This is a genomic window from Nonomuraea sp. B1E8 (assembly GCF_039871515.1).
Classification (GTDB): Bacteria; Actinomycetota; Actinomycetes; order Streptosporangiales; family Streptosporangiaceae; genus Nonomuraea.
Window position 1 is genome coordinate 163,372 of record NZ_JBDPLS010000004.1, and the last position, 17,681, is coordinate 181,052.

Consider the following 17,681-nt stretch of genomic DNA (forward strand, 5'->3'; position numbering starts at 1 on the left):
GGAGGGGTCGCATGCTGCCTGAGGTGCGTGGATGGTTGCGACGCCGTACTTCGTGCGTCACGGACTGGCCGCTCGGGGACCTGGTGGCCGCCAAGGGGACGACCACGGTGAGCGTGGTGCTCCCGGCTCGCGACGAGCGGGAGACCGTGGGGGAGATCGTCACGGTGATCCGGCGGGAGCTGGGCGGGCTCGTGGACGAGGTCGTGGTCATCGACTCGCGTTCCACCGATGACACGGCGCTGGTTGCCGCGCGGGCCGGCGCCACGGTGCACGCTCAGGACGAGATCCTGCCGCAGCTCAAGCCGCTCGACGGCAAGGGGGAGGCGCTCTGGAAGTCGCTGGCGGTCACGTCGGGGGATGTGCTGGTGTTCGCCGACGCCGATATCCGGAAATTTCATCCTTCACTGGTATTCGGGCTGCTCGGACCGATCCTCGCCGACCCGAGCGTGGTGTACGCCAAGGCCTGTTATGACCGTCCCCTGAACGGCTCCTCGAACGGCGGCGGCCGCGTCACCGAACTGGTCGCCCGCCCGCTGATCAACCTCCACTGGCCGAGGCTGGCCGGGTTCGTGCAGCCGCTGGCGGGCGAGTACGCCGGCCGGCGCTCCGCCCTGGAGCGGGTGCCGTTCCTGACCGGGTACGGCGTGGAGCTCGGGCTGCTGATCGACCTTCTCGAACTGGCAGGGCTGGACGCGTTCGCGCAGGTGGATCTGGGCTCGCGGGAGCACGCACCGCAGTCGACGGAGGCCCTGGGAGGGATGGCATCCCAGATCATGCTGGCCGCGTGGTCACGGCTGGAACGCCAGGGCAAGATCGAGGCCTGCCATGTGCCGTCGCTCCGGCTGGCGCAGTTCCGCAGGGCGGCGGACGGGCACGACGTCCTGCTGACCGACATCGGCATCGCCGAACGCCCGCCGATGATCACGATGGCGGCCTGAGTCCCTGATCGACGGCTTCCTGATCGGCCTACCCGCCGGTAGGGTGTTACCGGCGGTAACGAGCAAGGGGTCTGCATGAGCGCTTTCTGTCCCGAGCCCAGCGACGACGTGGCCGAGGTACGCGACTGGGTGCACGCGTTCGCCCGCGACGTGATCCGCCCGGCGGGCGCCGAATGGGACGAGCGCGAGGAAACCCCGTGGCCGGTCATCCAGGAGGCGGCCAAGATAGGGCTCTACTCGCTCGACTTCTTCGCCACCCAGTGGTTCGAGGAGAGCGGGCTGGCGCTGCCGGTGGCGTTCGAGGAGGTCTTCTGGGGCGACGCGGGCATCGGCCTGTCCATCGTCGGCACCGGGCTGGCGGCCGCCGCCCTGGCCGGCAACGGCACGCCCGAGCAGGTGGGGGAGTGGCTGCCGCAGATGTTCGGGTCAGAGAGCGACGTCAAGCTGGGCGCCTTCTGCGCGTCGGAGCCCGACGCCGGGTCCGACGTCGGCGCCATCCGCACCCGTGCCGTGCCCGACGGCGACGACTGGGTGCTGGACGGCGTCAAGGCGTGGGTCACGAACGGCGGCATCGCCAACGTGCACGTGGTCGTCGCCTCGGTCGACCCGTCACTCGGCACCCGTGGCCAGGCCTCCTTCGTCGTCCCCCCGGGCACGCCCGGCCTGTCCATGGGCCAGAAGTTCCGCAAGCACGGAATCCGCGCCTCGCACACGGCCGAGGTCGTGCTCGACCGCGTACGCGTACCGGGCTCGTGCCTGCTCGGCGGCAAGGAGAAGCTGGAGGCCCGGCTGAGCCGGGTGCGTAACGGCGAGCGGGCGGGGGAGCAGGCGGCGATGCGCACGTTCGAGACCACCCGCCCGGCCGTCGCCGCGATGGCCGTGGGCATCGCGCGGGCGGCCTTCGAGTACGCCAGGGACTACGCCCGCGAGAGGGAGCAGTTCGGCCGCAGGATCGGCTCGAACCAGGCGATCGCCTTCCTGCTGGCCGACATGGCGACCCGCGTCGACGTCGCCCGCCTGCTGACCTGGCGAGCCGCCTGGATGGCCAGGAACGGCAGGCCCTTCGAGCAGGCGGAGGGCTCGATGTCGAAACTGGTGGCGGGAGAGACGGCGGTGTGGGTGACCGAGCAGGCTGTCCAGATCCTGGGCGGCGCCGGCTACACGCGCGACCATCCGGTTGAACGCTTCCACCGCGACGCCAAGATCTTCACCATCTTCGAGGGCACGTCGGAGATCCAGCGCCTCATCATCGGCCGAGCGGTGACCGGCCTGCCCGTTCGCTAAGAACTCCGCACGTCAGAGCGCGGCGTGGCCGCAGCACCATCATCGCGACACGCCACCTCCCACCAGTCCCTAAGCCAGTGCGCGGATCTCAGTTCTGCCTCAGTTCTGCTTCAGGAAGATCTGGCCGCCGGACTGACGGTCGATGGCTTCGCGTACCCGGTCGTGCGACGAAGGTCGATGGCTTCGCGTACCCGGTCGTGCGACGAAGGCGGCATGTGAGCGTAGACACTGAGAGTAAGCGCCGGGTCGGCATGCCCCAGGTACTCGGATAGATCCTTGATGGTCACGCCACCTGCCAGCGTGACGCTGGCGAAGTAGTGGCGGAGTTGGTGCGTACCTTGCTGGCGAGTCGTGAGATACCTTCGCCTGCCCCTTGCGTCCTTGACTGGCTCCGGGATGACCCCGGCCGCAACGAGTGCAGGCTTCCAGACAGTCTCGTCGTAGTTGCGGTGCCAGTCGTCAGTCGCCCACCGGAACAGCAGGTTATGCGTGCGGGGCTTCCCGCTGGTTTTCTCCCGGGGCAAGGTGTACGGCCGGGGCTCGTGGGCGTCGAGGTGCATGCGTAGATGCTCCGCGACCCATTGGGACATGGGGATCGTGCGCTCCTTGTCCCTCTTCGGCAGAGCGAACACGAACTCGCTATTCAGCTTCTTGATCTGGCGCCGCACGTGGATGACCATCTCGTCGAAGTCCACGTCTTGGAGCGCCAGGCCGAACCACTCGCCCGCCCGCATGCCGCATCCAGCACCGAGGCCCGGCATAGCACGCAGATGCTCAGGATGGGCGGCGTTGATCGAGAGGACCACCAGATCCGGCCACGGGACCACCTTCTTGTACTGTCAATCCCCTCAAACCGTGGAGACGGTCCTATGCCACAGCGGCCCTCAGCAGCGGAGTGATCCGCGGTGAGCCGTACGTGTCGCCCGAGGCCGCAAACAGCCGCTGGATCTCCGCATCCAACCGGGCCCGCCGCTGCTCACGGACGGTTGGAGCCTCCACCCCGATGCGGTTCTTCCACTTGTAGAACCACGACGGGGAGACCTCCAGCGCCCGGCAGGAGATCGCGTGGTCGACGCCGTGGCCGGTCTTCTGGGAGCAGATGAAGGCCGCCACGCCCACCGGCCCATCGCCTCTTTGACCCGCTCTGCGGGAAGCGCTCCACCATCGGTCAGCGCGCTCCAAACATCATCGTGAAGGTCGCGCCGTTGGGGCCGGCACCCGGGGTGTAGCGGCCGACTCCCGGACCAGCATCCCTGAAGTCTGGGTTAAGAATGGCAGCGCGGTGCAGGTTCTTGGCGTAGTTGTTTGCCGGGTCGTGATTCATCCACCAATACACGGCTGTTCTGGCAGTGCCCCAGGTGTATCCGTCAGGGACTACTTGGTCGCCAAAGGCTGTTCCGAAGACACCCCACTGGGTGTTCTCGGCATACTTAATATGGCCGATCGGTCCATATTTCGAGAAGCGCTCCTCCGGCCAAGGAAATTCTGGTCGAGAGTCCCAGTGGCCACAAAACTGCCATTCCGAGTTGAATGGGCAAGGTCGCGTCGGGTTGGTTGCCCAGTTCTCCGAGTGCGCTCGAGCCTCGGCTGCGAGCTGGTCGTTGTAGCAGAGCGGTGGCAAACTTTTCAGACTCCGCTCCTGGTTCACCAGGTAAAGCAGAGCGTGCTCGACTGCATGAACGTCGGCGGGAGTTTGAGGGGTCAACCCCACATAGGCCGCATACGGTGCCTCCGCCCCCTGGCAATTCGAGATTGGAACAATGGGCGCCTCGGTGTCTCGCCATGATGAGAATCCTTCGTACCAGAATGTATGCCGCAGTGGCAGACCTGGTCCGATCCAAAAAACCTCCATGGTGTTTGGCGTGCGGGAGACGGCAGCGATACCTGACTGGGGATTGGCGACCCCCAGCTGGAGCTATTTTTGGTTGGTTACCTTGTGTCCACCTGATGCCCTCGTACCAGAACGCGTGCTGAATCGATCCGTCGCGGCCGACCCAGAACACCTCCATGGTGTTGGGCCTGCGCGAGAGAGCAGTGAGGCTCGTCACCTGCGAGGCAACCCGGGCCCCGGTAATTTTGGACTGCGGTTCCAGCTTCCAGCGCCTGTCGCCCTGCTCGTACCAGTAGGCATGCCGGATGGAATGGTCGGGGTCGACCCAGAACACTTCCATATGGTCAGGCCTGCGCGATACAGCAGCGATTCCTGCCTCCCGGACGGCGGAACCAACCGGAGCGATTCTCGGTTGGTTGCCTTGTGTCCACCTGATGTGCTCGTACCAGAACGCGTGCTGAACTGATTGATCGTAGCTGACCCAGAACACCTCCATGGTGTTGGACTTCCGCGAGAGAGCAGCAATGCTTGTGGTAGGCGCGGCGGCCTCAGCGTCGGTGATCTGTGGCCCCAGCTTCCAGCGCCTGTCGCCCTCGTCGTACCAGTAGGCATGCTGGATGGCGAAGTTGTGGTCGACCCAGAACACTTCCATATGGTCGGGCCTTCGCGAGACAGCAGCGATACCCGCGTGCGGGAAGGCAGAGCCAGGCGGAGCGATTCGGCTACCGTGAGTCCATGCGGTGTCCTCGTACCAGAACGCGTGCTCAACTGATCCGCCGGGGCCGACCCAGAACACCTCCATGGTGTTGGGCTTGCGCGAGAGAGCAGCAATGCTCGTTCCTGGCTCGATGACCTGCGAGCCGGTGATCTTAGACTGGGGTTCCAGCTTCCAGCGCCTGTCGCCCTGGTCGTACCAGTAGGCATGCCGGATAGATCCGTCAAGCTGGTTGACCCAGAACACTTCCATATGGTCGGGCCTGCGCGACACAGCAGCGATGCCGGGTAGGGGAGCCGTCATTCTTACCTCCGGAGGGACCGCACACGTCGAGACGTGGAAATTCAACCTTCGCTGATTCCTTTTATGCTGGTTAGCGACTAGGCATTTTGCTCGGGTCATCGCAATGAGATTGGCTCATATGCCACCTTGCCCTACCTTGCAAATGACACCTTCCCTGTCGTGTTCTCACCTCACGCAAGCAGAACATTGCAGGGCTAACTCGGCCCGTATCCTTGTCGGCGCTTCACCCTTGCTGGCCACAGCGAGAACCTTCCATTGCATGCCTTGACCTCGATGACTCATGAGGTGGTCGTCCCTCCTGATCGGTTTCGGCTGCTGGAGATTCTCGCCTGATCGTCCCGTTCAGCTCCGGCGGGTGACACGGCGGCCTACCCGAGACGCTCGGGCGGACGGCGGTTCCACGAGCCGCGATGAGACCGGGTCACTCCTTTCTAGGGTCGGCGGAAGGCGTTCGCGCTGGTCAGGTAGGTGCAGGCAGAGTGCACAGGCGCCGCCAGCAGGTCAGGAACGCTTCTCTCCATGGCCAGGTGGCGCTGATCTTCAGCATGCGCTGCCGCGCGTGGGAGATGAGCCGGGCGGGCAGGCGCCACAGGCAGTAGCGGAGGGTTTGAGGTTCGGCGCGGGCCAGTTCGGGGTCGTCGTGCAGGCCGAGCAGCCGTGTCCAGGCGTCGAGGTCGGCGTCGAGGTTGGCGGCGAGTACCCAGCCGACGTTGACGTCCATGTCTTGGACGGCAGGTTGCGCGGTCCTATCGCTTTGTTGCAGCGGACGCGGTCCTCGAGCTCGGCGTGGTCACGGTGGACGGCATCGATGAAGGCCAGTTGATGGCTGCCGGGAATGCCACGCAGCCCGCGGGGGCCGAGGGTGGTGGCGATGATGGCGTACTTCCAGCCGGTTTTGTTTCTCCAGCGCGGTGAGCTGCCGCTGATCGCGGGCCGAGGGCAGGACCTGGCGGACCAGCAGGCGCACGCCCCAGGCTGTGGCGCGTTGGTCCAGGCTGGTCAGTTCGGCCACGCCGGCGTGTTCGTGCAGGTGTCCGTCCTGGCGGACGGCGGCCTGCCAGGCGCCTGCGGGGAGCCTGGCGATCGCGGCCTCGTCGGCGTCAGTGATCTTCCAGCCGACGGTGAACCGGACCGTCCGCCGGGTGGTGCCAGTGGACCTGTGATGATCGTTCGGAAATAAGTGAACTCGCTGGATCGGGCGAGCACGCGGATGGTCCGCTTGACCAGCCCGACGGCAGCACGCAGCCGTTTGTTGTAGCCGGCTGCTGCGGCAGATACGGGAACAGGCCGGCCAGGTGCTTGCGGGTGTAGCGCAGCCAGTGAGTCTCGGAGGTGAACCCGAGCAGCGCTTGAGCGACCGCGACGCAGACCAGTTCGGAGTCGGTCAGTACCGGTGGCGTGCCCGTCCATCGCGGTCCTCCCAACTTCATCGTCGATCTTCACGTAGAGTGCAGTGAGAAGGGTCTCGATGTCGTTCGTCACAAAACGATCATGGAGGCCCTTCCCCTATACACCGCAAGCCTTCGGACTTACTCGTCTAGTACGACCGGGCGATTGAGTGGGCGCAGGAAGGCGACGACGCCCCCATGCAGGGCTACGTGCTCCTGCGCAAGTCTCAGCTCGCCTATGACCGGCAGGACCCCCTGAAGGTGCTGACCCTCGCTGAGGCCGCTCAGCACAGCAGCACGCGGCTCCCGGCGGGGGTCCGGGCTGAAGCGCTGCAGCAGCAAGCGTTGGGTTTGGCCATGCTGGGGGAGCCGGTACGCGACGTCGAGATGAGGCTCGACGAAGCGCGCGAGCTGTTACCTCAGGTCTCGCAGCAGGAGCCGGGGACGCTGGGCAGCTACTTCACGGAGCACATGCTGTTGCTGCGCAGCAGCGCGTGCTTCACCGAGGCCGGCAAGCCCGCCAAGGCGGCGGAGATCCTTGGGGAGATCATCGCCAGCGGCAGCCTGTCGTATCGCGATGTCGGCTATTTCCAGGCTCGTCACGCGGCTGCGCTGGCTCTGATCGGCGAACCAGATGAGGCGGCCACGCTGGGGCTCGCCGCGGCGCGCGTTGCCCGAGCAACTCGCTCGGGACGCACGACAACCGTCTTGGGCGACATGCTGCAGGCGATGGATCGCTGGCGGCGTCGGCCGCCGCTGCGCGCCCTGCAGAATTTTCTAGCTGATCGTCCTGGCGCTTAGGTGGTCGTCACGCAGCCATCCGGCGACTGTACGAATCACCGACGCCTGCCATGCCTGGCTCCGGGGGTTCAAATATTGAGGGTCGTCGTGGACGGCAAACGTGTGCTGCGCGCCCTCGACCTCGACCAGGTCGCAGGGTGCGGTGAACTGTGGCACAGCTGCGCGGGAGGACTCGATCGGTACGAGGGTGTCCTTGGTGCCGTGCACGATGAGGGTCGGGGCCTTGATCGAGCCGAGGACGGTGTGCGGCTGTAGCCAGAAGACCTCGTTGAGGAGGGGTCGGCCGTGCTTCAGGGTGGGTGTGAAGGTGATGGCTCCCTGCTCGGTGAGCTGGCGGGCCATGTCTTCGTCCAGGTAGTCGTCATGCCAGTAGGGGCGGCTGTCGATGGTGCGCTTCTTGTAGTCGAGCTGGGGATTGAACAGCACCAGTCGGGACACGTCGTCAGGCCGGTGGGCGGCGTAGTAGCCGCAGATCCCGCCGCCGAAGCTCGTGCCGAGCAGGCTCAGTCTGCTGGCTCCGGTTCTCTCGTGGGCCTGCCGCAATGCGACACGGATGTCGTTGAGGATGGTCGCGAGGGTCAGTTCTTCCTGCCGGCCCTCGCTCTCCCCGTGACCACGCAGGTCGAAGCGCAGGGACGCCAAGCCGTGGGCGCTCAACCCTGCGGCCAGCCGGGCGAAGAAACCGGCTTCGTGGCGGGTCACTCCGCCGCCGTGTACCAGGGTGACGACATGATCAGATGGTTCATCTGGTGTGACAAGCGTTCCGGCAAGCTGTTGGCCGTCGAGTGTCCGGAAGGTGATCTCGTGCTCCGATGAAGTCACCGTCAGCAGCATAGGCACGGCCCTGGACCGGTGGAAGTATCCGCGACGGCCTGGCGGGGAGGCGCAGTTCAGGGCGAAGTACGTGGCAGCCGCTGGTCCGCGATGCGGACGCGCTGCGGGTTGACGAGACGGCGCAGCAGTTGAAAGGGCTGACCGGTGTTGTTGTGGGTGATGCGGGTGATGTCCAGCAGGGGACTGCCGCGGCTGACCTTTAGCTTCGACGACTCTTCCTGGCCGGCTGGGCGGATGCGGATGCGCACGTCCACGACGCCGGACGACCGTTCGACGTCGAAAGCCGCGTCGTGTAGCTCTGCGGGTACGTACGTCCGGTCGAGGCACACGAGCTGGCCACCGATGTCGCCGTGATCTTCCCACGTCATGACGGGTGTGCCTGGCTCAAGAGGGAGGCCTCCGGCGACCTCCTCGGGTGCGGACTCCTCGCGCGTGGCGTGCGAGGTCAGGTGGCCAGTGCTTCCGGTTCGTCGGCAGGCGGCCGCCCATGCGGCGGGTTCGTCGCGACGGTCGATGGCCATGGCGATCTCGATGGCGACGGCGGATCTTGGACGATCATGCCTCGGTTGGCTACGCGCCAGATCAGGCTTTCCGCCTTGAGTTCTTTCATGGCGCGGGTGATGACGTGCCTGCCGACGCTGCCGACCCCCGGCTCGAAGCGGATGGTGTACCAGCAGTCGCCAGAGTCGCCGCTCACCTCGACTTGCGGGTCGAAGTACCCGAAGTCTGTTCCGGATGGCAGCGGATAAGCCTGGATGCGGCCCACCATGCGCGCCAGCCGGTGGTCATTGATCCACACCGGTGCCTTGACGATCGCCGCGAGCAGTAAGAGCGGCACTAATAGCAAGGCCAGGCAGCCGCTTCGGCGAGCCATTCGCGAATGACTGGACTTCTGCGGTGGTGCGGGTGCGGGCGGGTCCCGCACGATCAGGCGAGCGACCCACCGAAGTGCGCGCCGGCAGCCACTGCCAGGAAGAGGAAGACCACCGGGAAGCCGAGGTTGTGAAACACACGCGCGCGGACATGGGCGAGGACGGCTCCGACGAAGAACAGCACGAGCCCCGAGGCAGCGGCGAGCCCGAGGAGAGGCCAGCCGAGCAGCCCGAGCACGAGCCCTACGACCCCGGAGCCCTCAACGACCGCGAGGTAGGGGATCCACCGCGGATCGAGGCCGACCTCGGCACAGTTACGCACCACGAACTGAGCCGAGACCGCCTTCGCGATCACCTCGAAGGCGTTGGCGAGGATGCAGGCGAGAGTCGCGATGAACAGCCCGATGCCGAGTGCCGTGGTCAACGGGCATACCGCCCCAGCAGCGTCACTGGTCGCGGAGGTATCGGCGCGCCGGCCCACTCCGCGACCTTGGCCCTGAACGCGAGGGCCTCCTGGATGTCGAGGAGCGGATTGATGTCCGCGTCGGCAAGGTGGAGGGTCAGCAGGAACTCCGTGCCGTCCGCCACCCGCACGGCTGTGTAGTCAAGGCCGGTCGGTGCTGCTTCCTCGATTGCGGCGAACAACTTCTTGATGGCCGCTTCCGCTTCCGGAGCCTGTTCGGATGTGGTGTTGAATCGGACAATCTGTACGCTCATGTGTGTCTCCTCAAGGAGGTGTGCTCGTCAGGTAGCCGGTCTCTCTCACCCCTCCTGACGTTGAGCACACGCGAAAGGTGACCTCACCCATGAAACTGGTCGAACACTTCGAGGCGTCTCGTCCCCGGCTGATGTCGCTGGCCCACCGGATCGTGGGCTCGTATCACGACGCCGAGGACGCGGTCCAGACCGCCTGGACGCGGGTCCAGGCGGCCGGGGCGGCCGACGTCGCCAACCTGGACGGCTGGTTCACCACGGTGACCGCGCGTCTGTGCCTGGACCTGCTGCGGGCACGTGAGCGACGTGGCGAACTCCCCTTGCGCTCCGATGACATCGCCGGCGGAAGGATCAGTGCCGACGAGACGTTCCTTCGCCGTGAAGAAGTGTCCAGAGCCCTGCTGGTGCTGCTCGACGAACTCTCGCCCAGACAGCGAGTGGCGTACGTGTTGCACGATCTCTTCGCCATCCCGTTCGATCAGGTCGCCGCGGCGCTCGACACGAACGCGGTCTCGGCGAAGAAGCTGGCCAGTCGTGCGCGCGCACGGCTGCGCGACGTGCGACCTGTCGTACGCCGCCACGACGCGGAAGAAAACGAGATCATCGAGGCGTTCCTGGCAGCCGCACGCGGCGGCGACATCGCACGACTCGTCACCTTGATGGCTCCCGACGTTGTCCGTACCGCTGACCTTTCCCTGCTCCCGGCAGGCTCCGCAACGGAAGTCCGGGGGGCAGCGGCGGTCGCGGAAGAGACGAGGATCTTCGTCGACCGCATCGCCATCGCGGCTCCGGTCCTCATCGCGGGGCGGCCCGGCGCGGTCATCGCACCCGGCGGCCACGCGTACGCGCTCATCCGCTTCCGCATCGACGCCGGTCTCATCACGAAGATCGAGATCACTCCGTACGCGGCCGGCACGATGTCACTGCGCGACCAGCCACGAGATCCCGTCCTTATCGGCCAGCGCAGCAGGTGATCAGAGGGCCGCCCCCAGGCGTGCTGTGCGGCGCCAGGGCCGAGGGCCGGATCCGTGAGTGACCGGGACGGGTGTCGAACTTCGTCGGGTCCGGCGCCGCGATCACCATCGGCATGACTTCGGTCATGTGCCGGGCTCGACGACCCCGTGCTCGTACGCGTAGATGACCGCCTGCACACGGTCACGGCAGCCGATCTTGGGGAGGAGGTTGGCCACGTGGGTCTTGACCGTCGAGACGCTGACCGTCAAGGCTTCGGCGATCTCCACGTTGGACCGGCCTCTGGCGATGAGCTCCAGTGTGTCGCGCTCTCGCACCGTCAGCTCCGGCAGCAACTCCACGGTCCGCGGACGTTTCGAGGTGCGGGCGAACTCGGCGATGAGCCGCCGCGTGACACCGGGCGCGACCAGGCCTTGGCCCGAGGCGACCACTCGGACCGCCTCCACCAGGTCGTCGGGTTCGACGTCCTTCAGCAGGAAGCCGCGCGCCCCGCCGCGCAAGGCGGCGAAGACGTACTCGTCGAGGTCGAACGTCGTCACGACGAGCACGGCGACGGGCTGCTCGATCCCCGGCCCCGCGAGTCGCTCGGTGGCGGCCAGCCCATCGAGCACGGGCATCCGGACGTCCATGAGCACCAGGTCGGGCCGCAGCCGCCTGGCGAGGCGAACGGCCTCATCCCCGTCGGCGGCCTCCCCCACGATCCGGAGATCGGGCTCCGATTCCAGGATCGTGCGAAAGCCGGTGCGCACGACCGCTTGGTCGTCGGCGATCACGATGTCGACGGTCATGGCCGCTCCAACGGAAATGTGGCGCTGACCAGCCAGCCGCCGTCGGGTTGTGGTCCGATGGTGAGCTCACCGCCCGCGTGGTTCACGCGCTCGCGCATGCCGAGCAGGCCGTGTCCGCCGTTCGGCTCGACGGGAGGCGGGGTGCGGGTGGGGCTCGAGTTGCGTACAGCGACTACGAACTCGGCGTCGCCGAAGGCCGTGGTCACGCTGACCGATGCTCCCGGGGAGTGCCGCCTGGCGTTGACCAGCGCCTCGCGCACGAGGCGCGAGGCGGCCAGATCGACGGTGACGGGCAGCGGGCGCGGCTCGCCTGTGGCGCGCAACTCGACGTCCATGCCTGTGGTACGGGAACGGCGGACGGTCTCCTCCAGACCCGCCAGGGTTGGCGCCCTGCCACCGGCGGAGTCGAGATCCGTCCCGGTCTCGCTCTCGCGCATGATCCCCACCAGGGCGCGCATCGACACCAGCGTGTCACGCCCCTGTGCCCTGATCGCGCGCAGCGTGGCCCTGGCCGCGGCCGGGTTGCGATCGAGCAGACGGTCGGCCGCACCCGCCTGGACGACGATCGCCGACAGATCGTGGGCCGCGATGTCGTGCAGTTCCCTGGCGATTCTGGCGCGCTCCTCCGCAACGGCGGCCCTGGCGCGTTCCTCCTGCTCGCCCGCGATACGCGCGGCCCCCCTCGTCTTCGCGGCCCGCCTGGACCGAACGGAGAACCCCAAGGTGGCCGGCAGCAGGTAAGCCGCGGTCACGGCCGCGGCCATGCCCGGCGCGTCGCCCCGCGCCACTCCCCAGAACGTGAGCAGCCCGCCGTGGTCGCGCCGGCGGCGCTCAGGAGCAGACCGCCGAGCATGTGGCCCGCCGCGCAGGCGGAGACCACGACGGTGGCCCTGACCTGCGGCAGGCGGCTCGCCACTGTGTAGGAACAGAACAGCACACCGACCCCGATCAGCGCGGAGCGGGTCGGTGGCAACATGCTCACCAGCGGGATCACGGTGGCGGCCACGAGAGCGGGCACGGCGTGGCTGCGCCGGAAGGCTATGGTGGCGAGGTCGGCGAGGGCCAGCAGGTGACTGACACCGAACGCCCAGCCCGGCAGCCCGGCCATCCGGGCGTCGTCGAGGACGAACGCCAGCCGCGCCGTGACGACGACGGCCAGCACCGCCGCCACCGGGACGTCCCGGCCCTCGGGCAGACCGGCCCTGGGCCGCGCCATCGCCATGCCCTTCCTGCTCACCCTCGCTTCGCCGGCCCTTCCCGTCATCCCGCTTCGACGGCCTGTCCCGTCGCGCGAGCCCGGCTCGCGCCACCACGGATCGGCAGCCGCCGCCAGTACGTCGCACACCGCCACGTCCACTCCAACGGGCCGTAACCGAACCGGCGCAACCACAGGTTACTCACCACGGCCTGGACGAGCAGGATGCCAACGCCGAGCAGCGCCGAGGCCGGCCACCGCTCCGAACCGGGCAGGCCCATCGTCGTGCCCGCGGGGACGAAGATCAGAGCGGCGCTGAAGTAGTTCGTCAACGCCATCCTGCCCATCGGGGCCAGCACCCACGACAGCACGGCGCCCACCGGCGTACGCAGCAGGAGCAGGAACACCGCGAGGTAGCAGCAAGCGGTCGCCAGCGACACCGTCAACCCGAGCCGGATCTGCGCGAGTTCGGGCAAGGGCAGGGTGACGAGCCAGACCCCCAGCCCCCACACGGCCACGGCAGCGACGCCCATGACCACCAGACGGCCTGGGCGGTCGCCAAGGGACTCGTGCACTCGCCACTCCGCCGCGGCGAATCCGAGCGCGAACAGCCCGGGCAGCATCCCCAGCCCGCCCACCCCTGCCAGGATCCCCGCCGCGGTCAGCGTGACGGCCACGGCGAGGAGCGCCCGGCGCGGGAGGTAGCTGAGTGGCAGGAGCACCAGCAGACCGGTGACGGCGAACGGCAGCAGCACCTCGCCGGGTTGGAGCAGGTGGAGCACTCCACCGAGGACGCCCAGCGCGACGAGCCTCCGCACGAGCAGCACCCTCGGACGGCTCGTGCGTCTGGCGGCCGAGGTGAGGAAGATGCCGAAGCCCACACCGAACAGCAGGTAGAAGATGGGGTAGAAGCGGCCGTAGAACAGCAGGAGGAGCGGGGTGGGCAGCTCGCCCGCGTACGCGAACATCTCCATGGTCTGGGGAATGTTGATGAAGATGATGCCGCACAGGGCGAAGCCGCGCAGCGCGTCGAGGGCGGCGATCCGCCTGTGCGGGCGATCCGGGCCAAGTGGAAGCATGCGACCAGGATGACGAGCGGGGGACCGCGTCCGCTTCGGGCGCGTGGCCATTTCCTTCTCGTTCCCGTGGCCGATTCCGCTTCCTCCTCAGGACCCCTGGATGACGTTGACCGTGATCCCGCGCGGGCGCTCGCCGCCCCGATGCCCCGCGATCCACCGGTCACCAGCGCGACCTTTCCCTCAAGGCTGTGGACCTTCTGGCCGTCCACGGGCTCCCGGCCGGTCCATGTTCAGCTGGTGAGGGACGCGCGGCCGTCGATGAGCGCGAGCGTGGCGGCGGCCGCGCGTTGAACCGCACGCTCCACGCCCTGCTCGCCGGTGCCGAACATGCCCAGGTGCAGGAGTTCGGCGTGGCCGTGCGCGGTGGCTGCGACGGCCAGCCCGAGCGCCTCGGCGGCCACCGGATCATCCGCCGACAGGGCCATGGCCCCTGCCTGGAAGGCCTCCTTCACGGGGCGGGACGCCTGTTCCAGCTCCGGTTCGCTGGCCGTCGACCACATGCCGAACAGCGTCTCGAACAGCGCCCGGTGCTTCGCGGCGAACCGCACGTATCCCCTGGCCACAGCGACCAGCCGATCCTGCGGTGCGCTGCCGCCGCGTTCCGCGGTGACGGCTTCGACCAGGAGGTTCGCCGCGCGTACGCCGACCGCGAGCAGCAGCTCGTCGCGATCGGTGAAGTGGCGGTAGGGCGCGCTGAGCGCGACACCCAACTGCCTGCTCGCCTCCGCCATGGAAAAGGCCTGCACACCTCGTTCGGCGACCAGCTCCATGGCGGTTTCGATGAGCGCAGCGCGCAGGTCGCCGTGGTGGTAGCGGTCACGCTTGGTCGTTCGGGACACCTGTCGGGGCATGGTCTCAGATTAACGACAGCTCATCCAGCGTACGGATCTCGCTCTCGGTCAGCCGGAAACTCATCGTGCCCGCCGCCTCGGCCGCCTGCCCGGGTTTGGAGGCGCCAGGGATGGCCACGACCGTGTCACCGTACCGGGTGATCAGCCAATTGAGCGCCACCTGGGAGATCGTGGCGCCGTGCTCCTCACCGATGCGGCGCATGGCGTTGATGAGCGGAGCGGTGCGTGCGAGTCCTCGGTCGCTCAGCCGGCTGCGGGAGAGGATCCTGCGCGCCGGCGGCGCAGACCTGGCCAGGCTCACGTTGCCGTGGTACCGCCCGGTGAGCACTCCGCCCTCCAGAGGCGAGTACGCGATGAGCGTGACGCCCAGCCTTCGTGCGGCCTCCAGCACGCCGTCCTGCTCGATCTTCCGGTGCAGCAGACTGATCCGCACCTGATTGGAGGCCAGCGTGACGCCTTCGGCGGCCAGCACGTCGTGGGCGAGCACGAGCTGCCGAGCGGAGAAGTTGGACACGCCGACCGCACCGATCGTGCCTTCCCTGAACAGCCTCGCCATGACTTTGAGCTGGGCGGGGATGCTCGACAGGCTCCCGCTGGGGAAATGGATCTGGTGCAGAGCGATGGGATGGCCACCCAGGTGCTTCAATCGGTCGCCGACGGTCGCGGCGATGCTGGCAGCGGTGCGCAGATGCGGCGTCCACTTCGTCGCGACGCTGACCTGCCCGGGGGCGAGACCACACTGCTGCAACGCGGTGGAGAGGGTCTCCTCCGATCGGCCCCTGCCGTACATCTCGGCGGTGTCGAACCACGTCACCCCGTTGTCGAGGGCGGCGCGCACGACCGAGGTGGCCATCTCCTGGTCGATCGGATTGATGATCAGGCGCGTGTAATTGGCTGTGCCGGCGAACTGCATGCACCCCAGTCCGATGGGGCTGATCTCGATGTCCGTCCTGCCGAGCTGCCGCACGTTCATGTGATTAGCATTCACATTGTGAAATGCTATCACATTTCGGCTTGATCAACGGGTCCGGATTGGAGCCCCTGACGGCGCGGGCTTATGGACGTCGGCGAGGGCTGGACGCGACTGGAGTTCGGACGGGAGGCAGAGAAGCAAGGGCCGCGAGGTCTGCCGACCATGCCCCCGACCGTAGCCAACCCGTCCCCATCGGCATCCATCTCAGCCTCGTTTCGGCTCCATCCGAAACGGCTCGACCGGTCCGAGTCCGCGATCGGAAAATCGTCGGATGACGACGAGCAGGGGACGCATGGATTTCCCGGATATCGTGTCCACCGCCCGGGCCACGGGCTTCGCTCTTGGGGGGCTCGGTGTGCTGGCGGCGTTGTTGATGTTCCTGGTTCCTGTGGTGGCCGGTGGCCCGCCAGGGTCGTTCGTCGGGTGGCCGGTGGCTCACTTCCTGGGGACGCCGACGACGGTTGAGGTGCCCGCGGACTGCGAAATCGGCCCGTCACGTCGCCGGAGCTCCAGCGAGCCGACCGTCACCTGCCCGGGCGCTGCTTGGTCGGTCGATGGCCGTGAGGACGGCGGCACGTTGTACGGGCGCCTCAGCCAGCTCTCCCAGTCCGAGATGGGCGATCGGGTCGAGGCCCGGGTGTTCAACGGGTCCGCCTATCTGCACCCGTCCGCGGGACGGTACGGGGTCGCGGTGGTGACGCTGGTTCTCATCGGCTTCGGGTTGCTGGCCGCCTTACTCACCGTTCCGCTGTGGGCCGCCCGGCGTTTCGGCGGCGCCTGGAGTGCCGGCGACTGGGATGTCGACGATCTCATGACATTCGGGGTCGTCGGGCTGGCCCTGGCGGCGTCAGCCGGTGCGGCGATGGGCTACCTGACGGCTGAGGACACCACGGACCGGCTCTGGGCCGGTGCGCTGGTGGCCGCAGCCGCCATCGGGGTCGTGGTGAAGGTGCGCAGATGGCGCGCCGAACGTTAGCGGTGGCGCCGCTCGGTGCTGCCATGCTTCCGCGCGCCACCGATGAGTTCCGGTCCGCGCGATGGTCTCATCGTGCATGAGCGAACAAGCACCCAGCACGACCACGAACCACGACCGTTACGGAGACGCGGAGCCGTGGCGCGGCGGGAGCGGGTGGCGCTTCACAACCAGCCGCTTCTGCGCAACAACCGGTGGACGACGATCACGGCGACGACCATGAGGAACAGGCTCAGCGGGTAGCCGAGCGACCAGTGCAGTTCGGGCATGTGGTCGAAGTTCATGCCGTAGATCCCGGCGATCATGGTGGGGACCGCGATGACGGCCGCCCATGAGGAGATCTTGCGCATGTCGGCGTTCTGCTGCATGGCCACCTTGTTCTGGTCACGCCCCACCAGGGCCAGGTGAGCGCTCAGGGCGCTGGTGAGCAGTTCGTTGTGCTCGTCGACCTGGGAGTCCACGCGCAGCAGATGATCCAGGACGTCACGGAAGTGGTCGCGGGTGCCGTCGCACAACGCCACCCGGCCCTTCACGATCTCCTCCAGCACGGGCACCAGCGGGTCCTGGGCGGTCCGGAACTCCAGGACCTCACGCTTGAGCGAGTAGATGTCGGCGGTGACGTCGTCGCGCTCGCCGCTGAAGACGCGCCGTTCCAGCGCGATGAGGTCGAGCTCGACCTCGTGGGAGATCTCGGCGTAGGTGTCGACGACCTGGTCGCAGATCGCGTAGAGCACCCCGGCCGGGCCGGTCGACAGCAGGTCGGGATCGGCTTCGACCCGCCGCCGCACCCCGCCCAGCGGATTGGCCTGGCCGTGGCGGACGCTGATGACGAAGTCGCTCCCCAGGAAGAGGTTGATCTCGCCGACCTCGATGTCGGAGGTCTCCTCGACGTACAGCAGCGGCTTGAGCACCACGAACAGGGTGTCGTCGTAGCGCTCGAGCTTGGGCCGCTGATGGGCGTGGATCGCGTCCTCCACCGCCAGCGGGTGCAGCCGCACCTCACGGGTGATCAGATCGAACTCCTCCTGCGTGGGCTCGTGCAGGCCGATCCACAGGAAGCTGTCGCCCCTGGCCCGGGCGGCGCTGAAGGCTTCGCTGATGTCGCCGCTGACGGTCTCACGCACACCACCGCGGTAGATGGCCTTGTCCACAATCATGGTGAGATTGTCG

At 67.5% G+C, this 17,681-nt stretch carries 22 protein-coding genes; 6 read left to right on the forward strand and 16 right to left on the reverse strand.

From position 1 onward, the window contains the following. Positions 1-11 precede the first annotated feature (11 nt). Positions 12-938 (forward strand): glucosyl-3-phosphoglycerate synthase, encoded by a 927-nt coding sequence (locus ABGA98_RS15705; protein WP_347619019.1) that lies wholly within the window; start codon positions 12-14, stop codon positions 936-938. 75 nt (positions 939-1,013) lie between these two features. Continuing rightward, positions 1,014-2,222 (forward strand): acyl-CoA dehydrogenase family protein, encoded by a 1,209-nt coding sequence (locus ABGA98_RS15710; protein ID WP_347619020.1) that lies wholly within the window; start codon positions 1,014-1,016, stop codon positions 2,220-2,222. Between the two features lie 110 nt (positions 2,223-2,332). Here the strand turns inward: ABGA98_RS15710 and ABGA98_RS15715 are convergent, their stop codons facing one another. From ABGA98_RS15715 to ABGA98_RS15730, 4 genes are all read right to left on the reverse strand, one after another. Beyond that, a complete protein-coding gene (locus tag ABGA98_RS15715) occupies positions 2,333-3,049 on the reverse strand; it encodes a site-specific integrase (RefSeq protein ID WP_347619021.1) in 717 nt (238 codons plus the stop codon). Between the two features lie 40 nt (positions 3,050-3,089). Continuing rightward, positions 3,090-3,341: a transposase gene (locus ABGA98_RS15720; RefSeq protein WP_347619022.1), complete on the reverse strand. Its 252-nt coding sequence runs from the start codon at positions 3,339-3,341 to the stop codon at positions 3,090-3,092. Between the two features lie 49 nt (positions 3,342-3,390). Beyond that, positions 3,391-3,870, reverse strand: coding sequence for a CAP domain-containing protein (locus ABGA98_RS15725; RefSeq protein ID WP_347619023.1), 480 nt, complete (start codon positions 3,868-3,870; stop codon positions 3,391-3,393). 1,661 nt (positions 3,871-5,531) lie between these two features. Next, positions 5,532-5,792, reverse strand: a complete 261-nt coding sequence (locus ABGA98_RS15730) for a hypothetical protein (protein ID WP_347619024.1) — start codon at positions 5,790-5,792, stop codon at positions 5,532-5,534. A gap of 150 nt (positions 5,793-5,942) precedes the next feature. Between ABGA98_RS15730 and ABGA98_RS15735 the strand changes: the two genes are divergently transcribed. Both ABGA98_RS15735 and ABGA98_RS15740 read left to right on the forward strand, forming a co-directional pair. Next, positions 5,943-6,251 (forward strand): hypothetical protein, encoded by a 309-nt coding sequence (locus ABGA98_RS15735; RefSeq protein ID WP_347619025.1) that lies wholly within the window; start codon positions 5,943-5,945, stop codon positions 6,249-6,251. Positions 6,252-6,657: 406 nt separating this feature from the next. Then, positions 6,658-7,260 (forward strand): hypothetical protein, encoded by a 603-nt coding sequence (locus ABGA98_RS15740; protein WP_347619026.1) that lies wholly within the window; start codon positions 6,658-6,660, stop codon positions 7,258-7,260. Here ABGA98_RS15740 and ABGA98_RS15745 read toward each other — a convergent pair. From ABGA98_RS15745 to ABGA98_RS15765, 5 genes are all read right to left on the reverse strand, one after another. Then, positions 7,237-8,094 (reverse strand): alpha/beta fold hydrolase, encoded by an 858-nt coding sequence (locus tag ABGA98_RS15745; protein WP_347619027.1) that lies wholly within the window; start codon positions 8,092-8,094, stop codon positions 7,237-7,239. The genes ABGA98_RS15740 and ABGA98_RS15745 overlap by 24 nt on opposite strands. 56 nt (positions 8,095-8,150) lie before the next feature. After that, positions 8,151-8,615: a UTRA domain-containing protein gene (locus tag ABGA98_RS15750; protein ID WP_347619028.1), complete on the reverse strand. Its 465-nt coding sequence runs from the start codon at positions 8,613-8,615 to the stop codon at positions 8,151-8,153. Next, entirely contained in the window at positions 8,540-8,932 is a 393-nt protein-coding gene (locus tag ABGA98_RS15755; RefSeq protein ID WP_347619029.1) for a hypothetical protein, read from the reverse strand. The genes ABGA98_RS15750 and ABGA98_RS15755 overlap by 76 nt, the downstream gene beginning before the upstream one ends. Positions 8,933-9,021: 89 nt before the next feature. Further along, positions 9,022-9,390, reverse strand: coding sequence for a DoxX family protein (locus ABGA98_RS15760; protein WP_347619030.1), 369 nt, complete (start codon positions 9,388-9,390; stop codon positions 9,022-9,024). After that, positions 9,387-9,683: a hypothetical protein gene (locus ABGA98_RS15765; RefSeq protein ID WP_347619031.1), complete on the reverse strand. Its 297-nt coding sequence runs from the start codon at positions 9,681-9,683 to the stop codon at positions 9,387-9,389. The genes ABGA98_RS15760 and ABGA98_RS15765 overlap by 4 nt, the downstream gene beginning before the upstream one ends. Before the next feature lie 89 nt (positions 9,684-9,772). Here ABGA98_RS15765 and ABGA98_RS15770 point away from each other — a divergent pair, with 89 nt between their 5' ends. Beyond that, positions 9,773-10,654, forward strand: coding sequence for a sigma-70 family RNA polymerase sigma factor (locus tag ABGA98_RS15770; RefSeq protein WP_347619032.1), 882 nt, complete (start codon positions 9,773-9,775; stop codon positions 10,652-10,654). Positions 10,655-10,777: 123 nt separating this feature from the next. Here ABGA98_RS15770 and ABGA98_RS15775 read toward each other — a convergent pair whose 3' ends face one another. From ABGA98_RS15775 to ABGA98_RS15800, 6 genes are all read right to left on the reverse strand, one after another. Then, entirely contained in the window at positions 10,778-11,440 is a 663-nt protein-coding gene (locus ABGA98_RS15775) for a response regulator transcription factor (RefSeq protein ID WP_347619033.1), read from the reverse strand. Then, positions 11,437-12,228, reverse strand: a complete 792-nt coding sequence (locus tag ABGA98_RS15780) for a histidine kinase (RefSeq protein ID WP_347619034.1) — start codon at positions 12,226-12,228, stop codon at positions 11,437-11,439. The genes ABGA98_RS15775 and ABGA98_RS15780 overlap by 4 nt, the downstream gene beginning before the upstream one ends. Next, the gene (locus ABGA98_RS15785) at positions 12,189-12,677 is read right to left on the reverse strand and encodes a hypothetical protein (protein ID WP_347619035.1); all 489 of its coding nucleotides are present in this window, start codon (positions 12,675-12,677) and stop codon (positions 12,189-12,191) included. The genes ABGA98_RS15780 and ABGA98_RS15785 overlap by 40 nt, the downstream gene beginning before the upstream one ends. Positions 12,678-12,700: 23 nt before the next feature. After that, complete coding sequence (locus tag ABGA98_RS15790; RefSeq protein ID WP_347619036.1) at positions 12,701-13,714, reverse strand: DUF418 domain-containing protein; 1,014 nt, start codon at positions 13,712-13,714, stop codon at positions 12,701-12,703. A gap of 230 nt (positions 13,715-13,944) precedes the next feature. Continuing rightward, positions 13,945-14,565: a TetR/AcrR family transcriptional regulator gene (locus ABGA98_RS15795; protein WP_347619037.1), complete on the reverse strand. Its 621-nt coding sequence runs from the start codon at positions 14,563-14,565 to the stop codon at positions 13,945-13,947. Between the two features lie 4 nt (positions 14,566-14,569). Beyond that, positions 14,570-15,538, reverse strand: coding sequence for an aldo/keto reductase (locus tag ABGA98_RS15800; protein ID WP_347619038.1), 969 nt, complete (start codon positions 15,536-15,538; stop codon positions 14,570-14,572). Positions 15,539-15,830: 292 nt separating this feature from the next. Here ABGA98_RS15800 and ABGA98_RS15805 point away from each other — a divergent pair, with 292 nt between their 5' ends. After that, positions 15,831-16,514 (forward strand): hypothetical protein, encoded by a 684-nt coding sequence (locus tag ABGA98_RS15805; protein WP_347619039.1) that lies wholly within the window; start codon positions 15,831-15,833, stop codon positions 16,512-16,514. A 161-nt stretch (positions 16,515-16,675) separates the two neighbouring features. Here the strand turns inward: ABGA98_RS15805 and ABGA98_RS15810 are convergent, their stop codons facing one another. Continuing rightward, positions 16,676-17,668: a magnesium and cobalt transport protein CorA gene (locus ABGA98_RS15810; protein ID WP_347619040.1), complete on the reverse strand. Its 993-nt coding sequence runs from the start codon at positions 17,666-17,668 to the stop codon at positions 16,676-16,678. Positions 17,669-17,681: the final 13 nt, after the last annotated feature.

What these genes read in the sequence shown, in the direction of transcription:
- ABGA98_RS15705 (WP_347619019.1), top strand. Translation starts at nt 12, where the DNA reads ATGCTGCCTGAGGTGCGTGGATGGTTGCGACGCCGTACTTCGTGCGTC.
- ABGA98_RS15710 (WP_347619020.1), top strand. Translation starts at nt 1,014, where the DNA reads ATGAGCGCTTTCTGTCCCGAGCCCAGCGACGACGTGGCCGAGGTACGC.
- ABGA98_RS15730 (WP_347619024.1), bottom strand. Translation starts at nt 5,792, where the DNA reads ATGGACGTCAACGTCGGCTGGGTACTCGCCGCCAACCTCGACGCCGAC.
- ABGA98_RS15735 (WP_347619025.1), top strand. Translation starts at nt 5,943, where the DNA reads ATGATGGCGTACTTCCAGCCGGTTTTGTTTCTCCAGCGCGGTGAGCTG.
- ABGA98_RS15740 (WP_347619026.1), top strand. Translation starts at nt 6,658, where the DNA reads ATGCAGGGCTACGTGCTCCTGCGCAAGTCTCAGCTCGCCTATGACCGG.
- ABGA98_RS15745 (WP_347619027.1), bottom strand. Translation starts at nt 8,094, where the DNA reads ATGCTGCTGACGGTGACTTCATCGGAGCACGAGATCACCTTCCGGACA.
- ABGA98_RS15750 (WP_347619028.1), bottom strand. Translation starts at nt 8,615, where the DNA reads ATGGCCATCGACCGTCGCGACGAACCCGCCGCATGGGCGGCCGCCTGC.
- ABGA98_RS15765 (WP_347619031.1), bottom strand. Translation starts at nt 9,683, where the DNA reads ATGAGCGTACAGATTGTCCGATTCAACACCACATCCGAACAGGCTCCG.
- ABGA98_RS15770 (WP_347619032.1), top strand. Translation starts at nt 9,773, where the DNA reads ATGAAACTGGTCGAACACTTCGAGGCGTCTCGTCCCCGGCTGATGTCG.
- ABGA98_RS15775 (WP_347619033.1), bottom strand. Translation starts at nt 11,440, where the DNA reads ATGACCGTCGACATCGTGATCGCCGACGACCAAGCGGTCGTGCGCACC.
- ABGA98_RS15790 (WP_347619036.1), bottom strand. Translation starts at nt 13,714, where the DNA reads ATGCTTCCACTTGGCCCGGATCGCCCGCACAGGCGGATCGCCGCCCTC.
- ABGA98_RS15795 (WP_347619037.1), bottom strand. Translation starts at nt 14,565, where the DNA reads ATGCCCCGACAGGTGTCCCGAACGACCAAGCGTGACCGCTACCACCAC.
- ABGA98_RS15800 (WP_347619038.1), bottom strand. Translation starts at nt 15,538, where the DNA reads ATGAACGTGCGGCAGCTCGGCAGGACGGACATCGAGATCAGCCCCATC.
- ABGA98_RS15805 (WP_347619039.1), top strand. Translation starts at nt 15,831, where the DNA reads ATGGATTTCCCGGATATCGTGTCCACCGCCCGGGCCACGGGCTTCGCT.
- ABGA98_RS15810 (WP_347619040.1), bottom strand. Translation starts at nt 17,668, where the DNA reads ATGATTGTGGACAAGGCCATCTACCGCGGTGGTGTGCGTGAGACCGTC.